A 16,158-nucleotide genomic window follows, 5' to 3' on the forward strand; every position below is an offset into this window, starting at 1 on the left:
AGAATGAGGAGGCTCTACTTCATTACAAGAAGTCTTTGAAAGGTTATAACAGGATATTAAAAATTAATCCTGCTGATGATGCCTCCTTTGCTAATAAGGGAATAGTATTATCCAATCTTGGAAAGCAAAAAGAAGCGTTGAAGTGTTATATTCAAGCTCTGAAAATTAATAAAGATAATAAAATAGCGAAACAGAAAAGAAGATCTTTGATTGGCAGTCAACAATTCTGGGAAAGCTTGTCTGGAAATAGTCGCATTGATTTATGGAGCGGAGATGATGACTTCAATACTTTGGCTAGTAGAGAAAAATTGAAAGACTGCTCCAGTAAGGATTTATCCTGTATTCACCGTTTATGGGTAGAACAGTACCGGATATTATATTTGCTTAGCGCAGACCTTAAGCAGGTAGGGCATTATACATCATCCTCCGTCTTTGAAATCTTGCTTCAAGAAGAGGGAGAAACAAAGGGGAAAGCGGCACCTTTACGGTTGTGTAGCGTGGCAGCGGCCAATGACCCTACGGAAGGAACCGTGTTCCTTTCTTTGCTTCATAAAAATTGTATACCTTCCCCAAGAATTCAAAGCGATCTTTCCGTACTACAGACTTCCTTTTCTTCCGCTATTGATTCCTTGAACCAGTTCCGTCTTTACGGCAAAAAAGACGGAGAAGAAGGAACGGGACTTTGCCTAGTGTTCAACCGGGATTTTTTTGCCGCTCCTGGAGAGGTTTCTCTGATTGCCGTCAAAAGGGAGGAGGAACAATTTCTCAAGGAAGAAACGGAAACAGGCCATAAACTTCCCCTTTACTGGGTATTGTACTATGACTGCGAGTCCGGACACGTTTATTATACGCCTGCGTGTACGGAACACAGTTTGAATCGGGAATTGGAGATGACGGAAGATTCTTTTCGAAAATCTGACCGTAAGAGAGTTAAGAATATTGGGGAATCACTGAAAAGAATTCGGTACTATTTTAAGTCAATCAGCAAGAAATATCAGCAGACGGCCTTGGAAATGCTTATTTACCTGAGGCATCTGGTGAAGGATGCCGCATTCAAGGATGAAAAGGAATTGAGGATTTTATCGTTGCATCCGTATAATGATTCGTCCCTCAAGGTATTGACGGGGAAAAATTGTCTGTCGGTCAATTATCTGCCTGTCATTCATGATAAGGAAGAGTATTTGAATCAAGTGATTGCGGGACCGAAATTGAAGGATTTTACCAATCTGGTGGATGTGGCCAAGTTCAGGCTCCATCATTTAGGAGGAAAGAAGGAAGTGGAGTTTCGCCAGTCACGGACGCCTTTGAGCTGATGAGACGGCAGGAAAATGGGAGTGAAGGCCTCCCGGCCTTCATCGTTGAAGAATTCCGGAGTGTAGCGAAGGGGAAATAAGATGTGTGTTTTTAAGCTTTCGCGTTGCTTCGGAAGAAGGGGGCATTAGGTTCAGAAGACTTAATGCCTAGGCTCTTCCCTATGGACCGTCAACGTGTGCGGATGCTGGGGAAGGGTGAAGCACCAGCCGAAGAGGCGTACAAAGCGGTAGTAAAGTCCCTTGCGGCTGGCGTGCTGGGTGGTCATGAGGTCGTAGAAGGCCAGGTCTATCTGGCTTCTGGCGATGGGGGCCCCGTTCATTTTGGCGTGCAGCATGGCGTCGTGGAACAGGGAAGGGAGGAGCATGTCCGGCGGGGTGGTTCCCCAGGTGACGCCGTCCCAGCCGTAGCCGGGAGAGATGGTGAATGTGCCGCCCTCCGCTTCCAGACGGATGGAAGGGTCGTAAACGCTGGAGGCTGTCCAGTGGCCGAAGTCCGCCTTTTTTCTCCCGCTGGTCCAGCTGATGGTGTTTTTAGTGATGTAGAAGGGCTTGCCTTCATAAAGGGTTCCTTCATACCATCCGGCCACGGCTTCCGGAGCAGGGGAGGGCACGGAGCACGATTCCAGCAGCACCGCAACGCACGCTGTTGTGAATAACATGAAAATATCATGTGAATAAAAAAGAGAGGGCATAGGTTGGCAGGGAGGGTTCCGAATGGTTGTTTTATTGGATTTCCAGCACGATGATTTCCGGAGGGCAGCAGAAGCGGAGGGGAAGAACGCTGCACCCCAGCCCGCGCGTGATGAGGAATGGGGTTCCATTCAGCTGGGACCAGGGATAGGAGAATTTGGCCTTCTCCCGGGAGATGTTCGCCAGGGGCTTGCCGCCGGGCAGGCAAATCTGTCCGCCGTGGGTGTGGGCGCTGATAACGGCGTCCGCCGTGCCGGGAGCCAGCAACGGAAAGATGTCCGGTACGTGGGATAGCAGGATGTGGGGAATGTCCGGGGAGAGGCGCAGCGGCAGTTCCTCCGGCCTGATTCTCAGGTGGTAGTCATCACGGACGGAGGAAAGCTGGAGGTCCCTTCCTCCGGGGAGGTGCAGCAGCAGGGAATCGTTCCACATGGGCAGGATGCCCAGTTCTGAAAACATGTTCCGCCACAGGTCCCAGCCGTAGTACTGGTCATGGTTGCCCTGCACGGCAAAGATGCCCAGGGGGGCTTTCAGCATCTTGAAGTATTCCCGGGCGGTTTCCGGGCTCATGCTGCTCTCCCGGGTGTGGCCGTTGGCATAGTCCCCCATCAGGAAGATCATGGCCGGCTGGGCCTCCATGATTTTTTCCATGTACCGGTGCGCCTGGTCGCCGCCGTTCGGGCGCAGATGGAAGTCTCCGGCAATCACGATCCGGAGCGGGGAGCCGCCTTTTTCCTTCCATTGCGGCACTTCCAGCGCGGTTGTGACGGTTTCCACGCGCCTGGGTTCCACCTGCCACGCCCACATGAATAAGGAAAAGCCGATCATCAGTACTGAGACAGAGATGATTGCAAGTTTGTTGAGAAGGGGATGACGCGGGCGTGACTTCATGCGGGGCGGGCTCCGGACTGATGATGAAGCATTTCGCCCGGTTTTCAATCATTCGTGTTTGCCAATCGGGATTTTGCTGGTATGATCCGTCCCGCTCAAGGTGGGGCTGTCCGATGACTGCAGGCCCATCTTCATATTAACATCCTAATACCATGCAGTTTACACACGAAATCGAACAAATGTGTTGCGTCAAGAAAGGCTGCAACCATGGTCCGGCCCCCATCCCGCAGGAAGGCAACTGGACGCAATCCAAGGAGATCACGGATATTTCCGGCCTGACCCACGGCGTGGGCTGGTGCGCTCCCCAGCAGGGCACCTGCAAGCTGACGCTGAACGTCAAGAACGGCATCGTTGAAGAAGCCCTTGTGGAAACCAGCGGCTGCTCCGGCATGACCCACTCCGCCGCCATGGCCGCGGAAATCCTGCCCGGCAAGACCGTGCTGGAAGCGATGAACACGGACCTCGTGTGCGACGCCATCAATACCGCCATGCGCGAACTGTTCCTGCAGATCGTGTACGGCCGCACCCAGAGCGCTTTCTCCGAAGGCGGCCTGCCCATCGGCGCCGGCCTTGAAGACCTCGGCAAAGGCCTCCGCTCCCAGATCGGCACCCTGTACGGCACCCGCGCCAAGGGCCCCCGCTACCTGGAAATGGCTGAAGGCTACATCACCAAGCTGGCTCTGGACGAAGACGGTGAAATCATCGGCTACGAGTTCGTCCGCATGGGCCCGATGATGGAAATGATCAAGAAGGGCATGGACGCCAATGAAGCCCTCGCCAAGTGCACGGGCAATTACGGTCGTTTTGACGAGGCCGCCAAGTACATTGATCCTCGTCACGAATGAGATTGAATTAAGAAGAGAATATCAACTTCAAGCACTATTACCATTATGCCTCTTTTCGAATCCTACGACCGCCGCATCAAGCAGATCAATGAAGCCCTGGCCAAATACGGCATCGGCTCCATTGAAGAAGCGGAACAACTCTGCCTTTCCAAGGGCATCAACGTTCGCGAAATCGTGAACGGCATCCAGCCCATCGCGTTTGAAAACGCCGGCTGGGCCTATGTGGTGGGCGCCGCCATCGCCATCAAGAAGGGCTGCACGAAGGCCGCCGACGCCGCTGAAGCCATCGGTGAAGGCCTCCAGTCCTTCTGCATCCCCGGTTCCGTTGCGGATGACCGCAAGGTGGGCCTGGGCCACGGCAACCTGGCCGCCATGCTCCTGCGTGATGAAACGGAATGCTTCTGCTTCCTGGCCGGGCACGAATCCTTTGCCGCCGCTGAAGGCGCCATCGGCATTGCCAAGTCCGCCAACCGCGTCCGCAAGCAGGACCTCCGCGTCTGCCTGAACGGCCTTGGCAAGGATGCCGCGTACATCATCTCCCGCATCAACGGCTTCACGTACGTGCAGACCAAGTTCGACTATGCCACGGGCAAGCTGAACATCATCCAGGAGAAGGCTTTCTCCAAGGGCCCGAAGGCCGCCGTGCGCGTGTACGGCTGCGACGACGTGCGCGAAGGCGTGGCCGTCATGTGGAATGAAGGCGTGGACGTTTCCATCACCGGGAACTCCACCAACCCCACCCGCTTCCAGCACCCGGTAGCCGGCACCTACAAGAAGGAATGCAACGAGAAGGGCAAGAAGTACTTCTCCGTGGCTTCCGGCGGCGGTACGGGCCGCACCCTGCACCCGGACAACATGGCTGCCGGTCCCGCCTCCTACGGCATGACCGATACCATGGGCCGCATGCACTCCGACGCCCAGTTCGCCGGCTCCTCCTCCGTGCCCGCCCACGTGGAAATGATGGGCCTCATCGGCATGGGCAACAACCCGATGGTCGGCGCTTCCGTAGCGGTGGCCGTGGCTGTTGAAGAAGCCGCCAAGGAAAACGCCTGAGCGCTCCGTTAAAAATTCACAGAGCCGCTTCCCTGATGAGGGGAAGCGGCTCTTTTTATGGCTTGGTGAACAAGGGAAGGGCGGAAAAGGAGGAATTACCGGCTCCCGCTGCTATTTCCTTCCGAAAATCAGCTCCCGATGCGGAACCGTCCGTCCCGGTCCGTGCGCGGAGGCAGCCCGCGTGAAGGCGCGGATCTTCTGGAAACAGTCGCCGGTCTGGCTGCGGACGGCCTGACCACGCGGATTTCCGTCCGCCCGGTAGCAGCGGGTACAACAGTTTTCCCGGGTTCCGCGGCATGGACCGGAGCAGGGGCGGGGACTGTCCCGGCCACCAGTTTTTGCTGTTCATGGGACTTGTAGGCGCGCTGCAGGGTAAAATCTCTCTGTTCCCCGGGTTTCAGGGAGTAGTCCGCCTTCTTGGATTCCCCCGCTTTCCGGGCCAGGGGCTCCACGCGTTGCTGCAATTGCGCGGCGGTTTCCAGCTTGCCAGCCACCCATTCCGGATTCCATTCCGGGGTTGAACTTTTCAGGGATTGAAGGAGTTCCGCGGCCTTTTTGCCGCTTTCCATGGCAGCCTTGTAATCGCCTTCCTTTTCCAGCCGCGCGGCGCGCGTCAGGGAAAGGTTGGCTTCGTAAAACGTGTCTCCGGGATCGCCGAGGGCCGTCATGGACGCCAGGATCATGCAGAGCAGGGAACAGGGTAGAAGATGTCTTTTCATGATTGTTGGAACTATAGCATGCGGGTCCGTTTTGGAAAGGCCTTTCTTCCGGCATGTCCACATGGAGCAGGGGAAGGCCACGGCCTGGAGATGAGCGGGAGGATGGATGTTTCCTCTTTTATGAACGAAGCCTATCTAATTTGCGGCGAAGCATTTGAAGAATTTCCTGCGGGGTGCGGCCGGGTTCCCTGATCCAATCGTAAAACTTTTCCCCATTGACCGGAATCCTCACGTTCCCCAGCTGTTTCAGTCTAATGCCTATGTGTTCAGACCAGCAATTGTTACGATATACCCCTCCGCTTCCAACGCCAAAAAAGTGCCTCATTATCATGCTTATTTTAATGTGGAGCATATTCTGCTCTTTTGCTTTCAATATTCTCTTATTGATGGATATACGCCACTCCTTCTCTATTTTGGTCAGATTCCTCTTCCGCCATGTATCAGCATAGAAACGGCATTCATTCTCACTGATGATCTTGCCATTTAAAGCTTCCCGCAGGCACGCCGGATTAAAAGGCTTAGTGATGTCTTTCCGGACCCGGCGGATGGCATCAAAGTGTTTGATATATCAAGGTTCATGAATTTTTTCACACAGTGATTACCTACGGTCAGTTTTTTTCTATTGATCATGTTTTGAATGATACAGTGCTCTTTAATAACGTGCCCGCAAATGCATGTACCTTCTTCCTCCTCCAAAAATGTTTCCACGTGTTCCCATTCCCGCAACGCAGACAGGAACCACTTGGATTCGGAATTAGCTACCAGCTCTGAGCAGAATTGATCCATATATGAATTATTCATGATTTTATTTTCTATTCATGAGGCGTGCGTGAATGCGCCCTCACCATTCAGGGAAATTTTCAAAATGCATTTCCCCTTCTATATGTTTCCCCCTCGTCTCTTTCAGCAGGCGCGGGTTTCTTCCTTATTCCAAGCATTTCCGTACCCGGCACAACTTGACGGAAAGGCGGGAGTGCCGTATGATGGTTTAGACCTGATATATGACCCGGAACGAGCCATCATCCACTCCCGCTCTGCCGATGGAGGAAGACCCCAGATACCTGACGGAACAGATTGTGACGTATCTGGGCAACAAGCGTTCCCTGTTGCATTTCCTGGGTACGGGGCTGGAGGAGGTGAAAAGCCGCCTGGGGAAGGAGAAATTGAGGGCAGGAGACCTGTTTTCCGGCAGCGGCATTGTAGCCCGTTTCCTGAAGAAGCATTCGGAGGAATTGATTGTCAATGATCTGGAGGAATACAGCCGCATCGTCAACACCTGCTACCTGAGCAACCCGGAGGAAGTGGAGAATCTGGAGCTGGAGAGGCATTACCGGCGCCTGCTGCGGTATATGGAAGAGCATGAGTCCCCGGGCTTTATCACGGAATTGTACGCTCCCAAAAATCCGGACAGCATCACGCCGGAAGACCGCGTTTTTTATACGCGCCGCAATGCCGTGTACCTGGATACGGCCCGGCAGACCATCAACCTGCTTCCGGAAGACGTCAGGCCGTATTTCATCGCCCCCCTTCTGGCGGAAGCCTCCGTGCATACGAACACGTCCGGCGTGTTCAAGGGGTTTTACAAGGACAGGCAGGGCGTGGGCAAATTCGGCGGCACGGGCGGCAACGCCCTCGCCCGCATCCTGGGGGATATTTCTCTACCGTTTCCCGTGTTTTCCAGATTTGAATGCCAATATTCCATCCATTGCCGGGATGCCAATGAACTGGTTGCGGAATTGCCGGAGATGGATGTGGTGTATCTGGACCCCCCTTACAACCAGCATCCGTACGGTTCCAATTATTTCATGCTGAACCTGCTGTCTTCCTATGAAAAGCCGGAGGAAACCAGCCGCGTCTCCGGCATTCCCACGGATTGGAAGCGTTCCACGTACAACAGCCGCCAGCACGCCCCGGCGGCCCTGTTCCGGCTGCTGGAAGAGTGCCCGGCCAGGTTTATCCTGCTTTCCTACAGCTCGGAGGGGTTCATCAGCTATGAGGAGATGACGGAGTTCCTGGGGCGCCTGGGCCGCATTGTGACGCTGGAAACGCCGTACGCCACCTTCCGGGGGAGCCGGAATTTGAGGAACCGCCCTCAGAACGTGACGGAGTTCCTGTTCCTGGTGGAACGTTTTTAACGGGAAGGAGAGGTAGAAGGTCATGCAAGCCCATCTGGAACGCTTCATCCGTTTTCTGGCCGCAGAGAAGGGCTTGAGCGCCGCCTACCAGCTTTCCGTGAGGCAGACGCTGGAGGAATTCGCCCGGTTCCTGGGAACGGAGGACGCCGATCTTTCCCAGGTGGACATCGGCAGGCTTACGGAGTTCCTGCGGCATTTGCAGGCCCGCGGCATGGCCCGCAGTTCCATGCGGGTGGAAATGGTGCATTTGCGCATTTTCTTCCGCTGGCTGGCCGGGATGGGGATGCTGGAAAAAGACCCTTCCGCTTTTCTGGAAATGCCCCGGCAGGGGCTGTCCCTTCCCCATGTGCTGGATCAGCAGACCGTTTCAAAATTGCTTGAAAACATTGACGTTCAAGATATTCCTCTTGGATGCAGAGACAGGGCGCTGCTGGAGATGATTTATGCCTGCGGCATGCGGGTGAGTGAAGTAATTAGCTGTAAATTAGAGAGTTTTGACGCTGATGACGCGTTCGTCAGAGTCCAGGGGAAGGGGGACAAGACGCGGCTGGTTCCCGTAGGAAGATCGGCTCTGGAGGCGTTGAAGGCGTATCTGGAGAAAGGAAGGCCCAAACTGGTCAAGCCGGGAACGAAGAGCCATATTTTCCTGACGGTGCGCGGGAGGCCGCTGACCAGGGAACGGGTGCGCCAGATTCTTCAGGAGCGCGCCAGGGCCGCGGGAATAGACCAGCACGTTTTCCCGCATATTCTGCGGCATTCCTTTGCCACGCATCTGCTGGAGAATGGCGCGGACCTGCGCATCATTCAGGAGATGCTGGGCCACGCGGATATTTCCACCACGCAGATCTACACGCATCTGGAACAGCAGCGGCTGAACGCCATTCATCACCGTTTTCATCCCAGGGGGTGAAGGTGCGGTGCAGGATTCCTGCATGAGGCATGGCCGGGGGGATGATTGGGAAGTATCCTGTTTAAAGACAGTATTCAACGGGCTTTGTTCACTAGCTCTATATTTTGCATTACATATATTATGCGAAGTATTAACAGGGGTATTCTCCAGCCCGTTTTTCTTTTCTACAGGGTTTCCCGGACTGCCCCGTTCATCAGAACCGACAAGAGGGAGCGCCGCCAGCCTTTTGCAGCCATTCGAATCAATATAACTCGACCGAAAGGCAGGTTCTCTTTCCAATTGCCTCCTTGGCTCCCATCCAGTCAATTTCTAGAACCCGCGCGCTCCCTGGATGCCTTTCTTCTTCCCGTTTCCAAGCAGCCAGCCGGGCGCTTCCATTCAAACCGTGGGGCTCCTATCTTGGCTATCTTGGTAGAACTCTCCCGATCTTCTCTGGGGAAGATAACTACCGGCATTTAGATGTCCCTTCCCTGCGCTTCTCTCTTGCCAGATCATCTTTCATCCGTCATAATGAAAAAAGCATGAATACTTTCGTCTCTCTTTGCCTTATCGGAGGCCTCAGCCTGGGGTCCCTCTGCTATGCCCAGCACATGGATAATGATGCCAAGAAGAAGGTGATCAAGGATTTGGAGAATCTCCTCGCCCTGAACAGGTCTGCGGAAACCAAGGTGATCAATGCCGCCATCAGCAAGCTTAATTCCGCCGGCAGAGACCCCAGCGCCGCGTACGACCTGCTGATCCAGTCCAAGAAGTTCCTCATGGAGGCGGAAAAGGAGAAGGATAAGAGCCAGGGAAAGAGCGCGAAGATCGCCTCCAATTCCCTGAAGGACTGGATGGACCGCGAGGCCAAGAAGTACCAGGACAAGAATGCCCGCAAAGGGTTGATGCTCCAATATCAATGGGGCGTGCTGGTACTCAGGGCCCGGCTTAAGGAGAACCTGATGAATGCCACGTCAAGCGCCACCAACGGAGCGGAGGAGGAGTCCCTGGACGTGACGGAGTTCCAGAAGCCCGCCATGGATTTGCTGAACGCCTACCTTTCCGCCTGCGCGGACCCGGATTTCATTGATCCCTCCGCCACGGCTTCCTCCAAAAACAACGGAGGAGGAGCCGGCAAATCCGGCGCCCGCATTGCGGAACAGTCCGTCCTGAATACGGAGGTGGGAGAAGCCCTGGGCATCAGCAGCATGTCCTCCAAGGCCTTCCCTGATTCCATGAAGAACCGTGACGAGATTTTTGACAAGCTGTTCTTTACGGGCTACCGCAAGACGCGCAACCTTCCCGCCCTCAGGCAGGCATGGAGCAAGAGAATTTCCATGGAAGTGGCCCTGGGCAAGGTCAGCCATGCCATTTCCACCGGCAAGAAGTCCGGCATGCAGGGCCGCATCGCCAATGCGTCTGAAGACGAGTTCGACGAGCAGGATTCCTCCATCCTGGACCGTTTGCGCTGGCGCTGTGAACTGGATTGCTTTGACCTGGGCGACCAGGCGAACGCCACACGGAACATGATGACGCTGATCCGGACCACGGTGGACCCCGTGCGCCGGGAACAGGGAATCCGGACGCTCCGTGACAAGCTGATCCAGAGCATGAAGAGCATGGTCACAGCCTCAGAGGATGGGAGCATGGCGGACAGTTCCTCTTCATCTTCATCCGCCGCGCCGCGCCCCGCAGTGCGGCCGCCCAGAAGGAAAACCCCTCCCACCACGATTACGACCAGCCGTGAAATGGATGATCCCGGCGCCATCGGTACGGATGTGCCTAAGCCGCCCAAGCCGGACCCCACCCGGAGCGACGATTTTTTTGAAGACGCGTAACAGGTTTTAGCCAAGTCTGTTGCCTGAACGGCGGCTCCGGCGCCCATGGAATGCACAGAGCATCCTTGACGTTTGGAGCCGTCCTTTTATACAGTAGGGGCATGTATCAGCCATTTCAGTTTTTCATGCCCGCGCAGATTTTCTTTGGCGCGGGTTCTTTGGACAATCTTGGTTCCGCCCCCCTGCCCGGCGCCAAGGCCCTGATCGTCATCGGCGGCACGTCCGTCCGGCGTCTCGGTTATCTGGACCGCGTTCAGGACCTGTTGAAACGGCAGGGAGTAGACAGCGTCGTTTTTGACAAGGTCCAGCCCAACCCCGTGGTGGAGCACGTGATGGAAGCGGCCGCCCTGGCCAAGGAGACAGGGTGTGATTTCGTCATCGGCCTGGGCGGAGGCAGCAGCATGGATTCCGCCAAGAGCATTGCCGTGATGGCCGCCAATCCGGGAACCTATTGGGATTACATCCAGGGCGGTTCCGGCAGGGGCCTGCCTATTCCCAACAAGCCCCTTCCCATTGTCTGCATCACCACCACGGCAGGCACGGGAACGGAAGCGGACCCGTGGACCGTCATCACGAAGGAGGATACGCAGGAGAAGATCGGCTTCGGCTTCAAGGGCACCTTCCCCACCATGTCCATCGTGGACCCGGAGCTGATGCTTTCCGTTCCGCCCAAATTGACGGCTTACCAGGGCTTTGACGCCTTTTTCCACGCCGTGGAGGGGTACATGGCCACGATCGCCTCTCCCATGGGGGATATGTTCGCGCTCCAGGCCATTGAATACGTCTCCAAGTATCTTCCCCGCGCCGTGCATAACGGGGATGACCTGGAGGCGCGCGCCTACGTGGCGCTGGCCAATACGTATTCCGGTTTTGTGGAAACGATTTCCTGCTGCACCTCGGAGCATTCCATTGAACACGCCCTGAGCGCCTTCCATCCGTCCCTGCCCCACGGCGCTGGGCTGATCATGATTTCCTGGGCCTATCATGAAGCTTATGCTCCTTCCTGCCCGGAACGTTACGCCAGGGTAGCCGCCGCCATGGGGCAGGAAGCTTCCGTGGACGGCTTCCTGAACGGGCTGAACAAGTTGAAGGAGGCCTGCGGCGTGGACAAGCTGAAGATGTCCGAGTACGGCATCACTCCGGATTTGTTTGAGGAGTACGCCAAAACGGCCTTTTCCACCATGGGCAACCTGTTTGAGCTGGACCGCTGCAAGTTTACTCCGGCGGATGTCGTCAGCATCCTGGAAAAGTCCTATTCCTAAGAGCGGGAACCGCCTACGGAACGAATGCGGACAGGCTGCGTGCACGCCAGACAGCCGTGCGGCAGCCTGTCCAGCCAGCAGGAGATTTTTTCCAGGAACGTTTCAATGCGTTCGGAGGTGTCCATGATCTCAATGATGACGGGCACCTTCTCGGTAATTTCCCAGAATTTGGGGCTCATCAGGCGCGTATGCCGGCCGAACCCCATCAGTCCCTTGTAAACGGTGCAGCCGGCCATGCCGTAGCGCCGGGCGGCATACGCTACAGCTTCGTGAATGGGGGTGTGCCTGACGGCGTCAGTGCTGCTGACGTAGATGCGCAGCATGAGGGTTTCTTCCGGAGTATTCATCAAGTTGTTTCCTATCTGGCGGCCAAGTATCCCAGGCCAATGGCAATGAGGCCCCCGGCAAAGCTGAGGAGGGTGTAAAGAAAGAAGGCCGGGAAGTTCCCTTCCTTCAGCAGAAGGAAGGATTCATTCATCAGCGTGGAAAAGGTGGTGAAGCCGCCGCACAGCCCCACGGTAAGGAAAAGCCGCGTTTCCGTATGCAGCAGCAGGCCCCGGCTGAACAGCCCGTAGAGGACGCCCAGGACCAGGCATCCCAGCAGGTTGACCGCCGCCGTTCCCCACGGAAAGGGACTCATGGAGCTGGTCTGGACAAAACGGGCCAGCAGAAAGCGCAGCACGCCTCCCGCAAAGCTTCCCAGCCCGACCATCATCAGCATTTTCATGATAGCGGCTTTTCTCCGGTTGAATGGGAATAAGGCTCCGGGCGCGGTTCCAAAGTGGCCGTGACCGGATAGTTCAGAAAAAGGCGGCCGAAGACTGGAGGAAACGGCCCGTTTCCTTGAACGGAATGGCGGCGTCCGGCGTTTCCGGGAATGGGTTTAAAGGCGTTCATGTTCGTATGGGGATATCCTTTACCGGGTACAAGGCTTCTGCATCCGGTGTGATACAGAAGCCATCAGCCTGCCGTGCAGGCGGTTTAGGGAGCGTTCCCAGGGAAGAGCCTCATTTCCTTTAAGCGTGTGCAGGTAAAATAACCCGTTTTTTCCATATCTCCAGCCTTTTATTCTTGATCGCGGGTTTAAATCCGTATTCCCTTTCTTCCATGTCCCAGCCCCTGCTTGTTACCGGAACCATCGGAATTGATACCATCCTCACTCCCCGCGGACGTGCGGAGGGCGTGCTGGGCGGTTCCGTTTCCTTTGCGGCCGTGGCGGCCCTGATGTTCGCGGACCGGGTGGACGCCGTCAGCATCATCGGGGAGGATTTTCCCACCCATTATGAAGAGTCCCTGGCGGCCAAGGGACTGCGCATGGACGGCGTGGAGAGGAAGAAGGGGCCGTCCTTTTCCTGGACCGGGGAATATTTTGACAATATGAACAAGCGCAGGACCGTCTGCGCCAATGATTCCGTCATGCTGGAATGGAACGTTCACGTGCCGGAACCTCTCCAGAGCCACCCGGTGCTGGCGTGCTGCTGCATGGTTCCGGCCCAGCAGCTCAAGTGCATGGAACAGTGCCCGGACGCCTCCCTGGTGCTTTCCGATTCCATGGACAAGTGGCTGCGCCGCCAGCCGGAGCTGCTGGACGCCGTGATCAGCCGTTCCCACATCACCATGATGAATGAGGATGAAGCCAAGGAGTACGCCCATGCGTCCACCGTGCTGGAGGCCGGGGAGTTCCTTCTTTCCAAGGGGGCCGTTTATGCGGTGGTGAAGCAGGGGGAATACGGCGCCACACTCCTCGGACGCGGGCCGGAGGGAGGGACGGACATTTTCCGTTGCCCGGCCTACCCGCTGAAAACCCTGGTGGACCCCACCGGGGCGGGAGATACGTTCCTGGGCGCCCTGGCCGGTTATCTTGCCACCCTGCCGCCGGGCCTTCCTTCCTTTGAGGAGATGAAGAGAGGCATTATTTACGGCACCGTAGCCGCCTCCTTCACCTGCGAGTCCTTTTCCGCGGACGCCCTTCTTTCCATGACGGCGGAGACTTTCTGCAAGCGCCTGGAAGAGTATGTGGCCATGTGCCGCATTCCCACAGGCTGCGTTTCCATACGGGAGAATTGATTAAGGAAAAACCCCGGCGCGGGCATGCACGCCGGGGTTTTGTAAAGACGGGGCTGCGTTCAGGCAGGTCAGATGTCCTGAAGACCGAATTTGAGCTCTGCTTCCGATACCACCTGGCCGTTCACCAGGCAGCGGCCGAGGGCCTGGCCGATGTTGCCGCGCATCTTGGTCATCTCCGCTTCAATGATGAGCGTATCACCGGGGACCACGGGACGGCGGAATTTGATCTTGTCCGCGCTCATGAAGTAGCCGAGCTTGGTGGCGTTGCCGGGCTGGCGCAGCATGACGATGGAGGCCACCTGGGCCATGGCTTCCAGTTGCAGGACGCCCGGCATGACCGGATGCCCCGGGAAATGGCCCTGGAAGAAGAGTTCATTCATCGTCAGGTTCTTCAGGCCGCGGCACTTGGTTTCCCCTTCAAAGCCAATGATGCGGTCCACCATCAGGAAGGGATAGCGGTGCGGCAGGAGGTTCATCACTTCATTGATGTCTAGCACGGCGTCTCCGTACGGCACGTTGACCGGGTTGGGGGCCATTTGCTGGTTGCGGCGGTGTTCCTTCTTCAGCTTGGCGGTCAGCTCCGTGTTCGGGCCGTGGCCCGGCTTGATGGCGATCACGTGGCCCAGGATGGGCTTTCCGCACAGGCTGAGGTCACCGATGAGATCCATGGCCTTGTGGCGGGCGAATTCATTGATGAAGCGCATGGGCTCCTTGCTCATGAGTTCCTCTCCGCGGATGACCACGGCGTTTTCCAGGCTGCCGCCCTTGATGAGGCCTTTTTCCAGCAGGGGCTTGATGTCCTCGTAAAAGGTGAAGGTACGGGCCGGGGCCAGTTCCTTTTCATACGTTTCAGGCGTGATGACCGCGTCAAAGTACTGGGTGATGCGGTTTTCCGGGCCCACGCAGGTGACGGAGACGCGGAATTGCTTGGAGGGGAGAATGGTCAGGATGGAACCGCCCTTGGTTTCAATGGTGACGGCTTCCCGCACTTCCAGATAGCGCCGCGGCACATCCAGTTCCACGATGCCGGCGCTCTTGATCAGCTCCACGTAGGGGGCGGAGGAACCGTCCCCGATGGGCGGTTCATTGGCGTCCATTTCAATGACGGCGTTGTCAATCCCCATGCCCGTGAGGGCGGAAAGGATGTGTTCCACGGTGTGTACCTTGACGGAGCCTTCCGCCAGGCTGGTGGCGCGCTCCACGGTCTGCACCTTTTCCACGTCCGCGTTGATGAAGGGCTGGTCCGGAATGTCCACCCGGCGGAATTTAATGCCGAAGTCGGCAGGGGCCGGCTTCAGCGTCAGGGTCACGGGCTGTCCCGTATGCAAAGAGGTACCGGCCAGGGAGGCCGGAGAGCCGACAGTTCTTTGGTTTCCACATGCCATATGCGGGGAATGCTAGTTAATGAGCTCCCGTTTGGAAAGCACGAAATCACGGATTTTCCTGTAAATTCAGGGAATGGACGGTATTCCGGCGTGTCATCCGGTGAGGGAGCGGAGAAAGGGCGCTTGAAAAAACGCCTTTCTCCCGGTAGTGATGTTCCATGCACATCACAGCAGGCCCCGGCATTTCCCGCGCATTCATTCTCGGCGCCGGGCTGGGCACCCGTCTGCGGCCCCTGACCAGCGTGCTTCCCAAGCCGCTGATTCCCTTTTTCCATGAGCCCCTGGTGCTGCATTCCATGCGCCGCTGTTATGACTGCGGCATCCGGGAGTTCATTATCAACACACACCATCTGGCGGAAGCCTGGGACCGCGTGTTCCCGGACCGTTCCTGGAACGGGTGCCCCGTCCATTTCAGCCATGAAGCCGTACTGCTGGATTCAGGCGGCGGCGTCAGGAAGGTCAAGCCCTGGGCCTCCGCGGAGGAACCCCTGCTGGTGATGAACGGGGACATGGCGGCCACCTTTGACCTGCACCGGCTGCTGGAGGACCATCTGCGGAACCGTCCCGCCGTGACGCTGGCCCTCCGGACTGCCGGAGACAAGAGGAATGTGGGCTTTGACCCTTCCTCCGGACTGGTGACGGATATGCGGCACGCCCTGGGGCGCGATCCCGGTTCCCGCCAGTTTACCGGGGCATACTGCATGGAACCGGAGGTTTTCAGCCATATCCCTCCCCATGGGGCCGTTTCCATCATTCCCGTTTTTCTGGACTACATCCGCCAGGGCCGTCTGCGCGGCATGCCGGCGGACGACGGCCTGTGGATGGACATGGGTACTCCGGAGTCCTACATCCAGGCCCATCTGGATTTTCCCTCCCCTGCTCCGCGCATTCATCCGGACGCGGAAGTGTCTCCCGGGGCCTCCGTGGACGCTGCCAGCGTGATCGGGCCCCGCGCCGTCGTGGAAGAAGGCTGCCGCCTGCGGGAATGCATTGTTTGGCCCGGCGTCCGCGTTCCCGCCGGCACCCGTGCGGAACGGCGGATTTTTCATCTCTCTCTTTGACTGCCCACCC

16 protein-coding genes and 1 riboswitch are annotated in these 16,158 nt (G+C 56.8%); of the genes, 10 read left to right on the top strand and 6 right to left on the bottom strand.

Annotated features, from left to right (window positions below; all coding sequences use genetic code 11):
- The coding region (locus HHJ06_RS10465) for a tetratricopeptide repeat protein (RefSeq protein WP_215429516.1) at nt 1-1,313 on the top strand (1,313 nt) is incomplete at its 5' end.
- A gap of 140 nt (nt 1,314-1,453) precedes the next feature.
- Here HHJ06_RS10465 and HHJ06_RS10470 read toward each other — a convergent pair.
- On the bottom strand, nt 1,454-1,972 hold the full coding sequence (locus tag HHJ06_RS10470) for a hypothetical protein (protein ID WP_215429518.1): 519 nt from the start codon (nt 1,970-1,972) through the stop codon (nt 1,454-1,456).
- Nucleotides 1,973-2,036: 64 nt separating this feature from the next.
- Complete coding sequence (locus HHJ06_RS10475) at nt 2,037-2,831, bottom strand: metallophosphoesterase (RefSeq protein ID WP_215429520.1); 795 nt, start codon at nt 2,829-2,831, stop codon at nt 2,037-2,039.
- Nucleotides 2,832-3,046: 215 nt separating this feature from the next.
- Here HHJ06_RS10475 and HHJ06_RS10480 point away from each other — a divergent pair, with 215 nt between their 5' ends.
- Nucleotides 3,047-3,739 (top strand): iron-sulfur cluster assembly scaffold protein, encoded by a 693-nt coding sequence (locus HHJ06_RS10480; RefSeq protein ID WP_102711579.1) that lies wholly within the window; start codon nt 3,047-3,049, stop codon nt 3,737-3,739.
- 45 nt (nt 3,740-3,784) lie between these two features.
- Nucleotides 3,785-4,792: a GGGtGRT protein gene (locus HHJ06_RS10485; protein WP_215429526.1), complete on the top strand. Its 1,008-nt coding sequence runs from the start codon at nt 3,785-3,787 to the stop codon at nt 4,790-4,792.
- A gap of 128 nt (nt 4,793-4,920) precedes the next feature.
- Here HHJ06_RS10485 and HHJ06_RS10490 read toward each other — a convergent pair whose 3' ends face one another.
- Nucleotides 4,921-5,511, bottom strand: a complete 591-nt coding sequence (locus HHJ06_RS10490; RefSeq protein ID WP_215429528.1) for a hypothetical protein — start codon at nt 5,509-5,511, stop codon at nt 4,921-4,923.
- Nucleotides 5,512-5,665: 154 nt separating this feature from the next.
- On the opposite strand from HHJ06_RS10490, the gene HHJ06_RS10495 reads away from it, so the two are divergent.
- The 5 genes from HHJ06_RS10495 to HHJ06_RS10515 all read left to right on the top strand — a co-directional run bounded on the left by HHJ06_RS10495 (nt 5,666) and on the right by HHJ06_RS10515 (nt 11,635).
- Nucleotides 5,666-5,998, top strand: coding sequence for a hypothetical protein (locus HHJ06_RS10495; RefSeq protein WP_215429530.1), 333 nt, complete (start codon nt 5,666-5,668; stop codon nt 5,996-5,998).
- A 553-nt stretch (nt 5,999-6,551) separates the two neighbouring features.
- Nucleotides 6,552-7,646, top strand: coding sequence for a DNA adenine methylase (locus tag HHJ06_RS10500; RefSeq protein WP_215429593.1), 1,095 nt, complete (start codon nt 6,552-6,554; stop codon nt 7,644-7,646).
- A gap of 22 nt (nt 7,647-7,668) precedes the next feature.
- The gene (locus HHJ06_RS10505) at nt 7,669-8,556 is read left to right on the top strand and encodes a tyrosine recombinase (RefSeq protein ID WP_215429532.1); all 888 of its coding nucleotides are present in this window, start codon (nt 7,669-7,671) and stop codon (nt 8,554-8,556) included.
- A 521-nt stretch (nt 8,557-9,077) separates the two neighbouring features.
- Entirely contained in the window at nt 9,078-10,373 is a 1,296-nt protein-coding gene (locus tag HHJ06_RS10510; protein ID WP_215429534.1) for a hypothetical protein, read from the top strand.
- 101 nt (nt 10,374-10,474) lie between these two features.
- Nucleotides 10,475-11,635, top strand: a complete 1,161-nt coding sequence (locus HHJ06_RS10515) for an iron-containing alcohol dehydrogenase (RefSeq protein ID WP_215429536.1) — start codon at nt 10,475-10,477, stop codon at nt 11,633-11,635.
- Here the strand turns inward: HHJ06_RS10515 and HHJ06_RS10520 are convergent.
- Complete coding sequence (locus HHJ06_RS10520) at nt 11,632-11,982, bottom strand: DUF190 domain-containing protein (protein WP_215429538.1); 351 nt, start codon at nt 11,980-11,982, stop codon at nt 11,632-11,634. The two genes, HHJ06_RS10515 and HHJ06_RS10520, sit on opposite strands and share 4 nt — an antisense overlap.
- Nucleotides 11,983-11,993: 11 nt before the next feature.
- Nucleotides 11,994-12,362, bottom strand: a complete 369-nt coding sequence (crcB, locus tag HHJ06_RS10525; RefSeq protein ID WP_251841501.1) for a fluoride efflux transporter CrcB — start codon at nt 12,360-12,362, stop codon at nt 11,994-11,996.
- A 217-nt stretch (nt 12,363-12,579) separates the two neighbouring features.
- Nucleotides 12,580-12,659, bottom strand: a riboswitch (Fluoride riboswitch).
- An 83-nt stretch (nt 12,660-12,742) separates the two neighbouring features.
- Between crcB and HHJ06_RS10530 the strand changes: the two genes are divergently transcribed.
- Nucleotides 12,743-13,702, top strand: a complete 960-nt coding sequence (locus tag HHJ06_RS10530) for a PfkB family carbohydrate kinase (RefSeq protein ID WP_215429540.1) — start codon at nt 12,743-12,745, stop codon at nt 13,700-13,702.
- Nucleotides 13,703-13,770: 68 nt separating this feature from the next.
- Here the strand turns inward: HHJ06_RS10530 and HHJ06_RS10535 are convergent, their stop codons facing one another.
- Complete coding sequence (locus tag HHJ06_RS10535) at nt 13,771-15,087, bottom strand: bifunctional UDP-3-O-[3-hydroxymyristoyl] N-acetylglucosamine deacetylase/3-hydroxyacyl-ACP dehydratase (RefSeq protein ID WP_215429542.1); 1,317 nt, start codon at nt 15,085-15,087, stop codon at nt 13,771-13,773.
- 158 nt (nt 15,088-15,245) lie between these two features.
- Between HHJ06_RS10535 and HHJ06_RS10540 the strand changes: the two genes are divergently transcribed.
- Complete coding sequence (locus tag HHJ06_RS10540; protein WP_215429544.1) at nt 15,246-16,148, top strand: nucleotidyltransferase family protein; 903 nt, start codon at nt 15,246-15,248, stop codon at nt 16,146-16,148.
- Nucleotides 16,149-16,158 lie beyond the last annotated feature (10 nt).

It is taken from the genome of Akkermansia muciniphila, assembly GCF_018709685.1.
Taxonomy (GTDB): Bacteria; Verrucomicrobiota; Verrucomicrobiia; order Verrucomicrobiales; family Akkermansiaceae; genus Akkermansia; species Akkermansia muciniphila_E.

Excerpts from the sequence above, each read along its gene's own strand:
- HHJ06_RS10540 (WP_215429544.1), top strand. The coding sequence starts at position 15,246 with ATGCACATCACAGCAGGCCCCGGCATTTCCCGCGCATTCATTCTCGGC.
- HHJ06_RS10515 (WP_215429536.1), top strand. The coding sequence starts at position 10,475 with ATGTATCAGCCATTTCAGTTTTTCATGCCCGCGCAGATTTTCTTTGGC.
- HHJ06_RS10490 (WP_215429528.1), bottom strand. The coding sequence starts at position 5,511 with ATGAAAAGACATCTTCTACCCTGTTCCCTGCTCTGCATGATCCTGGCG.
- HHJ06_RS10530 (WP_215429540.1), top strand. The coding sequence starts at position 12,743 with ATGTCCCAGCCCCTGCTTGTTACCGGAACCATCGGAATTGATACCATC.
- HHJ06_RS10475 (WP_215429520.1), bottom strand. The coding sequence starts at position 2,831 with ATGATCGGCTTTTCCTTATTCATGTGGGCGTGGCAGGTGGAACCCAGG.
- HHJ06_RS10510 (WP_215429534.1), top strand. The coding sequence starts at position 9,078 with ATGAATACTTTCGTCTCTCTTTGCCTTATCGGAGGCCTCAGCCTGGGG.
- HHJ06_RS10485 (WP_215429526.1), top strand. The coding sequence starts at position 3,785 with ATGCCTCTTTTCGAATCCTACGACCGCCGCATCAAGCAGATCAATGAA.
- HHJ06_RS10505 (WP_215429532.1), top strand. The coding sequence starts at position 7,669 with ATGCAAGCCCATCTGGAACGCTTCATCCGTTTTCTGGCCGCAGAGAAG.
- HHJ06_RS10500 (WP_215429593.1), top strand. The coding sequence starts at position 6,552 with ATGGAGGAAGACCCCAGATACCTGACGGAACAGATTGTGACGTATCTG.
- HHJ06_RS10480 (WP_102711579.1), top strand. The coding sequence starts at position 3,047 with ATGCAGTTTACACACGAAATCGAACAAATGTGTTGCGTCAAGAAAGGC.
- crcB (WP_251841501.1), bottom strand. The coding sequence starts at position 12,362 with ATGAAAATGCTGATGATGGTCGGGCTGGGAAGCTTTGCGGGAGGCGTG.
- HHJ06_RS10535 (WP_215429542.1), bottom strand. The coding sequence starts at position 15,087 with ATGGCATGTGGAAACCAAAGAACTGTCGGCTCTCCGGCCTCCCTGGCC.
- HHJ06_RS10470 (WP_215429518.1), bottom strand. The coding sequence starts at position 1,972 with ATGTTATTCACAACAGCGTGCGTTGCGGTGCTGCTGGAATCGTGCTCC.
- HHJ06_RS10520 (WP_215429538.1), bottom strand. The coding sequence starts at position 11,982 with ATGAATACTCCGGAAGAAACCCTCATGCTGCGCATCTACGTCAGCAGC.